An 11,255-nucleotide genomic window follows, 5' to 3' on the forward strand; every position below is an offset into this window, starting at 1 on the left:
TCCGGGGCTTTTCCGTCAGGCGGGCGAGCGCGGATCAGCCGCGGGTGCGGGCGCGCACCATGAAGTCGTCATAGGTGAACTCGACAATCTGCCACCACAGATAGGCGTTGTTGCGGAACGCCTTCATGTCTTCGTAGACCTTCTTGAAGTCTTCGTTCTTGGCGGCGATGTCATCATAAAGCTGGTGCGACGCCTTGTAGGCCGCCTCCATGACGTCGTTGGGGTAGCGGCGCAGTTGGGTGCCGGCCTTCACGAGGCTCTGGATGGCCACCGGATTCTTGGCGTCATAGCTGGCAAGCATGCTCTCGTTGGCCTGCGCCATGGCGGAGGTGAGCGCCGCGCGGTAGGCCTTCGGCAGCTCGGCCAGCTTCTCCTGGTTGACGAAGAAGTTGAGGGCCGCCGAGCCCTCCCACCAGCCGGGGAAGTAGTAATACTGCGCCACCTTGTAGAGGCCAAGGCGCTCGTCGTCGTAGGGACCGACCCATTCGGCGGCGTCGATGGTGCCCTTTTCCAGCGCCGGATAGATGTCGCCGCCGGCGAGCTGCTGCGGCACCACGCCGAGCTTGGCCAAAACCTGCCCGCCGACGCCGGCGATGCGCATCTTGAGGCCCTGCAGATCGGCCACGGTCTTGATTTCCTTGCGGAACCAGCCGCCCATCTGGCCGCCGGTGTTGCCGCCGGGGAACATCACCACGCCGTACTTCTTGTAGAAGTCGTTCATCAGCGTCAGCCCGTTCCCGAACAGGAACCAGGCATTGATCTGGCGGGCGTTGAGGCCGAACGGCACGGCGGTGCCGAAGCCGAAGGTGGGGTCCTTGCCCACGTAGTAGTAGGAGGCCGAGTGGGACATCTCGACCGTCTTGTTCTGGGTGGCATCCAGCGCCTGCAGGCCGGGGACGATCTCGCCCGCCGAGAACACCTGGATCTGGAACTTGCCGTCGGTAATTTCGGCCACCTGCTTCGCCATCAGCTCGGCGGCGCCATAGATGGTGTCCAGCGACTTGGGGAAGGACGACGTGCAGCGCCACTTCACTTCGGGCGCCGACTGGGCGATGGCCGGCATGGCGACAGCGGCAGACGCGGCAACGCCCGCACCGGCGGCGGTCAGGAAATCACGGCGTTTCATGGATGGCTCCCTAGGCATCTTTCAGCGGCGCAGCCTCTCGCTAGGGCTGGCATACCGCTGTTCTAGAGCACCCGGTCACCAGCTGGCAACGCACGCCGACGGGATCGCGGCCCGTCTTATCCTAAAGGCAAATAAGCTTGGCCGCATGGGCGCCTCGGGCGGCAGCCGCCGCGGCTGGGCCGTGCCCCGCCGCGGCGGCCCATCGCCTCACTCGATGACGATGCGCGGGGCCTGCTTGCCGGACGCGGTGACCCGATCCAGCGCCGCCTTCACGCCCTGCGCCACATGGCGATAGGCGGCGGCCTGCGGGCTCTCGGGATCCGAGACCACGATGGGCAGGCCGGCGTCCGACATTTCGCGGATGCGCATGTGGAGCGGGATCTCGCCCAGGAAGGGCACGCCCATCTTGTCCGCCTCGGCATGGGCGCCGCCATGGCCGAAGATGTCGGAGCGGCCGCCGCAATGGGGGCAGATGAAGTGGGACATATTCTCCACCACGCCGAGAATGGGAATGTTCACCTTCTCGAACATGGCGACGCCGCGCCGCGCATCGATGAGGGCGAGGTCCTGCGGGGTGGAGACGATGACCGCGCCGGCGAGATTCACCTGCTGGGCCATGGTGAGCTGGGCATCGCCGGTGCCGGGGGGCATGTCCACCACCAGCACGTCGAGGGGGCCCCACTTCACTTCCTTCAGCATCTGGGAGATGGCTGACATGACCATGGGTCCGCGCCAGATCATGGGCGTGTCTTCCTCCACCAGGAAGCCGATGGACATGAGCTGGAGGCCGAAATTCTCCAGCGGGATCATGGTGCGGCCGTCTTCCGTGGTCTCCGGCTTCTGGGCGACGCCGGAAAGGCGCGGCACCGAGGGGCCGTAGATGTCGGCATCCAGCAGGCCCACCTTCAGGCCCATGTCGCGCAAGGCGAGGGCGAGGTTGATGGAGGTGGTGGACTTGCCCACGCCCCCCTTGCCCGAGGCCACCGCGATGATGGAGGCGACGCCGGGCACCGAGATACCGCGCGGGGCCGGCGCGCCGTGGCCGTGGCCATGTCCGTGCCCGTGCCCGTGGGCGGCTTGGGGCGCGGGGGCCGGCGGGGCCATCTTGCGCTCGGCGGTGAGGGTCACCAGCGCCGAGACGACGCCGGGAACGGCCTTCACCGCATCCTCGGCGGCGGCGCGCACGCCTTCCCAGGCGCGGGCCTGGGCCGGGTCCACATTGATGGAAAGATAGACCTTGCCCGCGGTGACCACCACGCCGGAGAGGGCAGGCGACACCGAGAGGGCGACGCCCTCCGGAGTGCGCACCGAGGCGAGGGTGGAGCGGACCAGGTCTTCGCTGAGTTCGGCTGTGTTGCTCATGGTCTCAACTCTGTTGCCGGTCTCCCGCGCCGTCGAATGTTCCGGGGCAGGCGCGCGGGCCCGGTTTGGAATGAATAGAAGTTTCCAATTGATTCGCATGGCAGGCTTCAACTGCAAAGCACGAGATATGGGCGGTGATCATTCTTTGGGCAAGGGGAGGGGTGTCGCGGAACGATCTGTGTCGGGAAAGAAGCGCCGTTGCTAGCCACCCTGAGCCAGCCGGCTCCCTCTCCCGCTTGCGGGGGAGGGCTGGGGAGGGGGCAGGCCCGCGCCACCATCCACGTCTGTACGCATTGGAGGCACCGTTGCCCCCACCCTGCCCTCCCCCGCACGCGGGAGAGGGTTCATACCGTTCTGGGTCGTGCAGCAATTTTTACTACCGGCGGCCCATCCTAACACCTACCCGCCCGGCCCCAGCGCGCGGGCTATGTCGGCCTGAAGCTACAGCAGCAGGTCGGCTTCGAAGAAGGGGTTGCGCTTGAGCCAGCCGGTGTTGCGCCACGAGGGATGCGGCAGCGTATAGACCGCCGCCGGACGCGCCTTGGGCGGCGCGCATCTGCCGCATCCACCGCAGCGTTCAACTCACCCACCGGTTGATAACGATCTGCGACTCGCCTACTCAGGAACGGGTTCGGCGACAGGTGCTGCATGATCTCGAACGGGTCGATCGGAGTGGCCGGCGCCGGCAGCATCGGCTGCTTTGTCGGCGGAATGTGCGCTGCTTCAGGTCGCCGCACGGCCTTGCTGGGGCGCCAGCGCATCATCAGCGAAATCCAGACCCATGGGCTGCGGTTGACGAGCCCCGAAGGTCTGGATCGAAAGGTCGGATCGCATCAGCTGATCCTCTCGGAAGCCCCCGAAATCCTGCACGATGCCGCGGTGGTGCTCGTTACGGTCAAAAGCCGAGATACCGCCGAGATGGCGGATGTCATTGCAAGGCATGCGCCCGCGGATGCGATCATCGTCAGTCTGCAGAACAGCGTCGGCAACGTTGCCGTGCTGCGCGAGCGATTGCCGGGGCGGCAGGTGCTGGCGGGAATGGTGCCTTACTATGTGATCGCCGCCGGCGAAGGGCAATATCGTCGCGCCATGAGGGGCGACATACTCCTGGAGCAGGATGGCAACCGCACTGCTGGGCAGCTTTCAGCGCCGGGCCTTGTTGTGCGTCCGCACCCGGACATCACCGGGGTGCAGTGGTTCAAGCTGCTGATCAATCTCAACAATGCGATCAACGCATTGGCGGATTTGCCCATGAGCCGGCAGTTCGCACGGCGGGCCTGGCGCATGCTCCTGGCGGATCAGATGCTGGAAGCCCTCGCCGTCCTTCAGGCGAAGGGCATCAAGCCGGTGTCGTGGACGCCGGTCCCTGCAAGCTGGACACCCCATGTCCTGCGGCTGCCCGATGCCGTATTTGCGCTGATGGGGGGAGCCATCAAGACCGATCCCGAGGCCCGCTCCTCCATGTGGGACGACCTCAAGCTGAGACGCCCGACGGAGATCGACCACCTGCAGGGGCTGATCATGGCCATGGCCGATGAGTGCGGCCTGAAGGTTCCGCTCACCCGCCGCATTCATGCGTTGATCAAACGTGCGGAGGCCGAGGCGAAGGGCTCCCCCGGGCTGACGCCGGAACAAATTCGCCCATAGACCGAGCTGAAGGGCGATGCACCAATCATATGCCGCTTGAGGTCACCCCGCCCCGCCCCAGCGCGCGGGCCATGTCGGCTTGAAGCTGCGGCAACAGGTCGGCTTCGAAGAAGGGGTTGCGCTTGAGCCAGCCGGTGTTGCGCCACGAGGGATGCGGCAGGGTATAGACCGCCACCGGGTGCGCCAGCGCCATGCCGGCGGCGCGCACCTCGCGCCAATGGTGCACGGTCTGGGTCAGGCTCGCCTTCAGGTGGGCGCCTAGGCCGAGCCGCGCCAGATGATAGGCCTGCGCCGGGCGGCCCACCGCCAGGATCAGCCGGAACGCCGGGAGTGTCGCGAACAACGCATCGTGCCATGTGGCCGCGCATTCGCGCCGGGGCGGCAGGTCGCCGCCAGCCGCGTCCTGCCCCGGAAAGCAGAAACCCATGGGGGCGATGGCGATGCGGGCGGCGTCATAGAATTCCTCGTCGCTGACGCCCATCCATTGCCGCAGCCGGTCGCCCGAGGCATCGGTGAAGGGCCGCCCGCTGGCATGCACCTTGGTGCCGGGCGCCTGGCTCGCCACCAGGATGGCGGCCGTGGCCGACACCCGCAGCACCGGGCGCGGTTCGTGGGGAAGCGGGGTGGCGCGGGGCGCCTCGACGCACACCCGGCAGGCGCGGATGCGCGCCACCAAAGCGGCGAGGGCGGCGGGATCGCTCCCGGCCTCAGATGTCGAGTTCCAGCCCATCCTCGGCCACGATGAAATGGGTGGGGTCCACCTCCCCCCGGTGCGCCCACATCTCGTCGCCCATGTGGGTGAGCAGGATGCGCCGCGCCCCAAGCTCGGCGCGCCGGTCGGCGATGGTGCGGTAGGCGAGATGGCCGTAAGGCAGGCCGTCGAAGGCGAAGCTCTCGCAGATGAACAGGTCCGCCCCGTGGGCAATGGGCAGCAGCACATCGGTCCACTGGGTGTCGCCGGAGAAGGCGAGGGTGCGCGTCCCGTCCTCCAGCCGCAGCGCGGTGGACGGCGCGCCGGAGGGATGCACCACGGCGGCGGTGGTCAGGGTCAGGGGGCCGTGGCGTGTGGTGGAGCCGGGCTCCACCTCGGTCACGCTCCAGGCAAATCGCCAGTCGATCTCCCCCATGCCGGGGAACAGCACCTCCATGGCCGCCGTCAGCCGCGCCCGGGTTCCGGGCGGGCCGACGATGGCCAGCGGCCGCTCTCTCAGATGGACATACTGCCCATCCAACAGGAGGAATGGAATACCGCCGAAGTGATCTCCATGAAGGTGGCTGACGAACACCGTGTCGATGTCCGCCGAACGGATGTTGAACCTGTGGACGTTCACGAGGGCGCTGGCCCCGAAGTCGAGGGTGGCGGTCACCGCCCCGGCGGTCAGCAGGAAGCAGCTGTTGCCGCGCCCGCCGGAGCCGAAGGCGTCGCCGCAGCCAACCACCTTTAGCCTCATGACTTCAAGCCTTTGCACTCGGCCGGGCCGAGACCGCCCCATGCCAGCGGGCCAAATTTTCGTGGGTGGGCTCCAGCGCCACCCGGATCACCCGCATGAAATCCACAGCCACCAGAAGCGTGATGTCCGCCACCGTGAAGCGATCGCCCGCCAGATAGTCCCGGCCGGCCAGGGCGTCGTTGAAAAAGTCTAGCCCCGCTAATACCTTGGGCTTGTTCGCTTCACCCCATTCGGGCACCTGCGGCACTTCCATGGCGGCCATGCCGGGGTTGAGGTGCCTGAGAACCATCATGATGGGATAGAGCAGGTCCAGCTCCACCCGCCGCTGCCACATTTCCACCAGCCCTTGCTCCTGCGGGGTATGGCCGAACAGGTTGGGCTCGGCCTGCAACGCTTCGAAATAGCGGCAGATGGCCATGGTTTCGCAGATGACGGTGCCGTCATCCAACTCCAGCGCGGGCACGCGCTGGCGGGGATTGAGGCGGGTGAAGTCATCCGACTTCTGCTCCAGCTTGGCGAGATCCACCTGGACCGTGGGCACCGAAATGCCCTTTTCCGCCAGGAAGATGCGGACGCGGCGCGGATTCGGCGCGCGATTCGAATCGTAAAGCTTCATGCTCGTGGCGCCTCCAGCCCCGCCTCTTTTGTCCAGCGAAAGACCACGCCTTTTCCAGCCGTGCAAGGCCCTCCGGAGGAGTGGCGGAAGGCGGAGGCATGCGGCTGCGGCAAACCTCCGCCAGCCCTCTCCGCCGGCCTTCGCCCCCTCAGGACCCGCGCGGATGGGCGGCGCGCCAGTCGACCGGCGGCTCAAAGCTGGCGCCCCAGATACCCCGCCCCGCCGCCCGCGCCTCGGCCGCGGCATCCGCATAGGCGCGGCCGAGATAGGCCACCGCAAAGCCCTGCCGCGCCACGTGTTCCGCCAGATCCACACCGCCGGCCCGGCACTGCGCCAGCGGCCGGCCATACTTGTCGCGCCGGGATGCGGCGCAGGTCACCGGCCCGGCACGAAGCGCCTCCTGAAGCACCCGGCGGGCCGCCTCGCCGCAAGCCCAGGGCCGCCCCGCCCGCATGCACTCCTGCTTCAGCTCCGGCGCGTCGATGCCGGTGAGCCGCACACGGGTGCCGGCGAGATCCAGCGTGTCGCCGTCCACAGCAAATGCATGCCCCTCCAGCATTTCCTCCCGGTTGAGCAGGTCCGCCAGAAGCGCGAGCGCGCCCAGGATCAGCGCCGCCAGCAGGATGTCCTTGATACGCATGGGCGGCCCTGAATGGTTAAGCGGGCGGACTTTCGGCGAAGGTCCGTTAACCCCCCATTAACTGCGATGGCCCCAGGAGTTGGAAACGCGTTATCCGTCTGGCCCGGCGCTGGTCCCTTGAAGGGGGCGCGCCGTCCGCGAAGGGCTCCTGCCGCATGTCCGGCCCCTTTTGCCCCCCGCTCGACGCCGCCGCCTGCTCCCCGCCGGAGCCCGCGGCGCAGGCGGACGGACTCCCGCTGCCACTCCCCCTCGCCCTCCCCCTTGCCCTCCCCTTGCCCCGCCCTGCCCGCAGCCTTGCCGGTCCATGGCTCGTGGCCGGTCTCGGAAGCTTCGGGCTGGCGCTGGCCGGCGGGGCCCTGGCCGGCAGCGCCGGAGCGGTAGCCGGAGGCGCGGCGGCTGCGATCGCCGCGAGCCTCCTCGTCCTGCGTTCGCGGCGTCTGGAGGCGGCGGTGCGCGCGGCCGAGGCCCGTGCCGATGCGGCGGAGGCGGCGGCGCGGCAGGCGATCGCGGAAAACCTCGCCAAATCCCGGTTCCTGGCCGAGATGAGCCATGAGCTGCGCACCCCCCTCAACACGGTGATGGGCTTTTCCGAGATGATGGCGGACGAGGTGCTCGGCCCCCACCGGGTGCAGGCCTATGGCAGCTATGCGCGCGACATCCACGCGTCGGGGCAGCATCTCCTGGCCCTCGCCGACGACCTGCTCGACCTCGCCCGCATCGAAAGCGGCCACCGCACCCTCATGGAAACGCCGGTGCGGCTCGATGCTTTGGCGGAGGATTGCGTCGCCATGATGCGGCCCCTGGCCTCCGGCGCCCGCGTGACCCTGACCGCTGACGTGCAGGGAACGCCGCGCCTGTGGGGCGACGAGCGGGCGCTGCGCCAGATCGCCCTCAACCTCTTGGCCAACGCCGTAAAGTTCACGCCGCACGACGGCTCGGTGCGGCTTCTCGCCGGCATCGGGACGCAGGGCATGCCCTTCGTCGCGGTGGAGGATACGGGGCCGGGCATCGCCGAACGCGAGTTGCCGCTGGGGGCGGCCCATCCGCGGGAAAGCCGTCTCGACCTCAGCACCGGCCGCGGCGCCGGGCTGGGGCTTGCCATCGTGCGCGGCCTTGCGGGCCTCCACGGCGGCGCGCTGACGCTGGAGCGGCGGCCGGGTGGCGGCACGCGGGCCGAGGTGACCTTTCCGCCGGCGCGCGCCCTTCAGTCCTGAGCGTTCAGCCCTCGGAAACCCCGGCCTCGGCAAAGGTAGCCATGCCGCGATGGCAAGCCACCGCCGCCTTCACCACACCGATGGCCAGCGCCGCGCCGGAGCCTTCGCCCAGCCGCATGTCGAGGTCGAGGATGGGGCGAAGGCCCAGCCGGTCGAGCAGCACGCGGTGCGCCTTCTCCGCCGAGACATGGCCGGCGAGGCAATGATCGAGGGACGACGGGTCGAGGGCATGCAGCACGGCGGCGGCGGCGGTGACCACGAAGCCGTCCAGCACCACCGGCACCTTTTCGTGCCGCGCGGCGATGATGGCGCCGGCGATGGCCGCCACCTCACGCCCACCGAGCCGGCGCAGCACTTCCAGCGGATCGGACAGATGGTCCTTGTGGAAGGCCACCGCATCGCGCACCGCCGCGATCTTGCGCTCCAGCACCTCGCCGGACGCGCCGGTGCCGGTGCCCACCCACTCCTCGGCCGTGCCGCCATAGAGCCCGTGGCACAAGGCGGCGGCGATGGTGGTGTTGCCGATGCCCATCTCGCCGAGGCACAACAGATCCGACCCGCCGGCGATGGCCTCCATGCCGAAGGCCATGGTGGCCGCGCAGGCCTTCTCGTCGAGGGCGGCGCCCTGGGTGATGTCGGGGGTGGGATAGTCGAGGGCGAGGTCGAACACCCGCAGACCGGCGTCGAAGGTGGCGCAGATTTGGTTCACGGCTGCCTTGCCGGCGGTGAAGGTGGCCATCATCTGCTTGGTCACCGCGCCGGGATAGGGCGAGACGCCGCGATCGGCGATGCCGTGGGTGGCGGCGAACACCGCCACCATGGGCCGGTTCACGGTCGGCATGGAATTGCCCTGCCAGGCGGCGAGGTGGGCGGCGATGGCCTCCAGCCGGCCCAGTGCACCCAGCGGCTTCACCAGCTGTTCCTGCCGCGCCACCGCCGCCTCGCGCGCGCCCTCGGACGGGCCGGGCATGGTGGCGACGAGCTGGCGGATATCGTCGAAGGGCAGGCCGGATTCGCTGGGGTACATGAGCAGGCTACCTGAAGCGGCGCGCGGGCGGGGTGCCCGGCGCGGAAACGGAACGCCGCTGCATAGAGCCAAAGCGCGTGCGCGCGAAGGGGGCAGACGGGCGAACCGCAGCGGGCGAGGCCGCGCCTTGCGCCCGAAAGGTGCGCCTTCAGGCCCGCCGATGGATCATCCCGGAGCGCTTGGCGGGCAGCACCGGCAAAGACCATGCCCGCCGCGCGCTGCCGACCCCGGGTTGCCGTCCCGCTCAGCGCTCGCTTTGCGACTGCGCCACGTGGTCGCGCAGCTCCTGGAGCGAGGCGAAGCGCACCACGCCATCGGGCAGGTCGGCCTGGATGGAGCCGTCCGAATAGAGCGTATAGGCCATGCCGCCGACGATGCCGGACTTCAGGATGCGCGGCTCCTCCGGCTCGCGGCGGGGCGGCGGAGGGGGGGGCACCACAGGAGCCGGCGGCTGGTCGGGAGCGGGACGGGCCGGGCGCGGCGGCGGCTCGTAGCCGGTGCGCGGACGCGGCGGGGCGGGGGGCGGCGTCACCCCGGACGAGGGCTGGGGCTGGGGCTGGGGCGGCGACTGGGGCTCGCCCCGGCGTTGGAGCCGCTGGCGGCGCGCCTCCAGCATGGGATCGGCGGTTTCGGCATCCGGCTCGGCCGGCGGCGGGAGCGGGGCGTTGCGGGGCGGCGGCGCGATGCGCTCGCGGGTCTCCACCGGGGGCAGCGCGGCCGGGGCAGGCGCGGCGGAAATGGCCTCCGGCTCCGGCGGCACAAGATCGTCCACGCTGAGGCGGGCCTGGGCGCCGCGGCCGCCGACGCGGGGCGGATAGGTGCCTTCGGCGGCGCCTTCAGCGCTGGGATAGGCCCGCTCGACCTGCTGGGAGAGACGCTCAAGCTGGCGCAGTACCAGCCCCATGGCGGTGATGACGAACCCGCCCGAGGCCGCCACCGCGCCGGTGGTGATCAGCGAATTGCCGAAGGTGGACTGGTAGATGACGACGCCGAGCGCGATCACCACAAGCCCGGCCAAAGCGATCAGAACGCCGAGAAGGACCAGGAACCACCACATCTCGCACCCACTCCCGCTTGCCGGCCTCAGGGCCGCTATACACCAAAGGTGGTACCTCGCCGGGAAAATCGGCCGCATCATGGTTGTTTGAAGGCAGGCGCCACCCTATCTAGGTGCTCGCTCGGACATGTCGTATACCCGGTATGGCGCCGGGGCAGCGATTTCGCCCCGAGCACGACGCCGGATAGATTGCGGAGATGTTTCATGTCCTTCACGCTGCCCGAACTGCCTTATGCCTATGACGCCCTCGCCCCCTACATGTCGCGCGAGACACTGGAATACCACCACGACAAGCACCACCTCGCTTACGTGAACAATGGCAACAATCTCCTAAAGGGAACTGAATTTGAAGGAAAAACCCTTGAGGAGATCGTCGTGGGCTCGTTCGGCAAGAACGCCCCGCTCTTCAACAATGCCGGCCAGCACTACAACCACCTGCATTTCTGGAACTGGATGAAGCCCAACGGCGGCGGCGCCATCCCCGGCGAGATCGAAAAGAAGATCATCGAGGACATCGGCTCGGTCGATAAGTTCAAGGAAGACTTCATCGCCGCCGGCGTCGGCCAGTTCGGCTCGGGCTGGGCCTGGCTCGCCCTCAAGGACGGCAAGCTCGTGGTGCTCAAGTCCCCGAACGGCGAGAACCCGCTGGTGCAGGGCGCGACCCCCATCCTCGGCGTCGACGTGTGGGAGCACTCCTACTACATCGACTACCGCAACCGTCGCCCCGACTACCTCAAGGCCTTCGTGGACCATCTCGTGAACTGGGACTACGTGGCGGAACTGTACAGCAAGGCTGTCTGATCCGACCAGTCCTGCACCTTTCGCCTCCCGGCACACGCCGGGAGGCCCTTCGCCGACAAAGCAAATTGCCCGGGCAATTCTTTTCTTGATGGTGAACGATACAGCGCCGGAAAGATGATCCAGGCACCTCTCCTTGCGTCGCGGAGACGATCCGCCGCAATTTCACACCGGATTTGCCTCAAAATTTTGCATTGCACAGCATAATTTTGTTGCGATTGGACGCTACTCCATCTTAGCTGTGACGCCTTCCACCGACTGAGGTAGAATAGTAATCTACCCTGAGGGCCATAAACCTTTTGGCTTCAACCGGTGGG

11 protein-coding genes and 1 pseudogene are annotated in these 11,255 nt (G+C 68.2%); 3 read left to right on the forward strand and 9 right to left on the reverse strand.

What is annotated here, in order from left to right:
• Positions 1-34 precede the first annotated feature (34 nt).
• The 3 genes and pseudogenes from V5F48_RS02765 to V5F48_RS02775 all read right to left on the reverse strand — a co-directional run.
• Complete coding sequence (locus V5F48_RS02765) at positions 35-1,126, reverse strand: TRAP transporter substrate-binding protein (protein WP_394039837.1); 1,092 nt, start codon at positions 1,124-1,126, stop codon at positions 35-37.
• A gap of 207 nt (positions 1,127-1,333) precedes the next feature.
• Positions 1,334-2,488, reverse strand: coding sequence for an iron-sulfur cluster carrier protein ApbC (apbC, locus tag V5F48_RS02770; RefSeq protein ID WP_394039839.1), 1,155 nt, complete (start codon positions 2,486-2,488; stop codon positions 1,334-1,336).
• A gap of 441 nt (positions 2,489-2,929) precedes the next feature.
• Positions 2,930-3,025 (reverse strand): annotated as a pseudogene (locus tag V5F48_RS02775) (uracil-DNA glycosylase family protein); the annotation flags it as partial.
• A gap of 111 nt (positions 3,026-3,136) precedes the next feature.
• On the opposite strand from V5F48_RS02775, the gene V5F48_RS02780 reads away from it, so the two are divergent.
• A complete protein-coding gene (locus V5F48_RS02780) occupies positions 3,137-4,135 on the forward strand; it encodes a 2-dehydropantoate 2-reductase (RefSeq protein ID WP_394039841.1) in 999 nt (332 codons plus the stop codon).
• 25 nt (positions 4,136-4,160) lie between these two features.
• Here V5F48_RS02780 and V5F48_RS02785 read toward each other — a convergent pair whose 3' ends face one another.
• The 4 genes from V5F48_RS02785 to V5F48_RS02800 form a co-directional block, all read right to left on the reverse strand.
• Positions 4,161-4,865, reverse strand: a complete 705-nt coding sequence (locus V5F48_RS02785; protein WP_394039843.1) for a uracil-DNA glycosylase family protein — start codon at positions 4,863-4,865, stop codon at positions 4,161-4,163.
• Complete coding sequence (locus V5F48_RS02790; RefSeq protein WP_394039844.1) at positions 4,843-5,586, reverse strand: MBL fold metallo-hydrolase; 744 nt, start codon at positions 5,584-5,586, stop codon at positions 4,843-4,845. Before V5F48_RS02790 ends, V5F48_RS02785 begins: the two co-directional genes overlap by 23 nt.
• Positions 5,587-5,590: 4 nt before the next feature.
• Positions 5,591-6,202 (reverse strand): glutathione S-transferase family protein, encoded by a 612-nt coding sequence (locus tag V5F48_RS02795; RefSeq protein ID WP_394039846.1) that lies wholly within the window; start codon positions 6,200-6,202, stop codon positions 5,591-5,593.
• A 148-nt stretch (positions 6,203-6,350) separates the two neighbouring features.
• Positions 6,351-6,842 (reverse strand): thermonuclease family protein, encoded by a 492-nt coding sequence (locus tag V5F48_RS02800; RefSeq protein WP_394039848.1) that lies wholly within the window; start codon positions 6,840-6,842, stop codon positions 6,351-6,353.
• Positions 6,843-7,153: 311 nt separating this feature from the next.
• Here V5F48_RS02800 and V5F48_RS02805 point away from each other — a divergent pair, with 311 nt between their 5' ends.
• On the forward strand, positions 7,154-8,056 hold the full coding sequence (locus tag V5F48_RS02805) for a sensor histidine kinase (RefSeq protein WP_394039850.1): 903 nt from the start codon (positions 7,154-7,156) through the stop codon (positions 8,054-8,056).
• 4 nt (positions 8,057-8,060) lie between these two features.
• On the opposite strand, the gene cobT is transcribed toward V5F48_RS02805, so the two are convergent.
• Together cobT and V5F48_RS02815 are read right to left on the reverse strand one after the other, a co-directional pair.
• The gene (cobT, locus tag V5F48_RS02810) at positions 8,061-9,083 is read right to left on the reverse strand and encodes a nicotinate-nucleotide--dimethylbenzimidazole phosphoribosyltransferase (protein ID WP_394039852.1); all 1,023 of its coding nucleotides are present in this window, start codon (positions 9,081-9,083) and stop codon (positions 8,061-8,063) included.
• Between the two features lie 244 nt (positions 9,084-9,327).
• Positions 9,328-10,140, reverse strand: coding sequence for a hypothetical protein (locus V5F48_RS02815; RefSeq protein WP_394039854.1), 813 nt, complete (start codon positions 10,138-10,140; stop codon positions 9,328-9,330).
• Positions 10,141-10,344: 204 nt separating this feature from the next.
• Between V5F48_RS02815 and V5F48_RS02820 the strand changes: the two genes are divergently transcribed.
• Complete coding sequence (locus V5F48_RS02820; RefSeq protein ID WP_394039856.1) at positions 10,345-10,941, forward strand: superoxide dismutase; 597 nt, start codon at positions 10,345-10,347, stop codon at positions 10,939-10,941.
• The last annotated feature ends 314 nt before the right edge of the window (positions 10,942-11,255 follow it).

The sequence above is a fragment of the Xanthobacter autotrophicus ATCC 700552 genome, from assembly GCF_043194565.1.
Taxonomy (GTDB): Bacteria; Pseudomonadota; Alphaproteobacteria; order Rhizobiales; family Xanthobacteraceae; genus Xanthobacter; species Xanthobacter autotrophicus_F.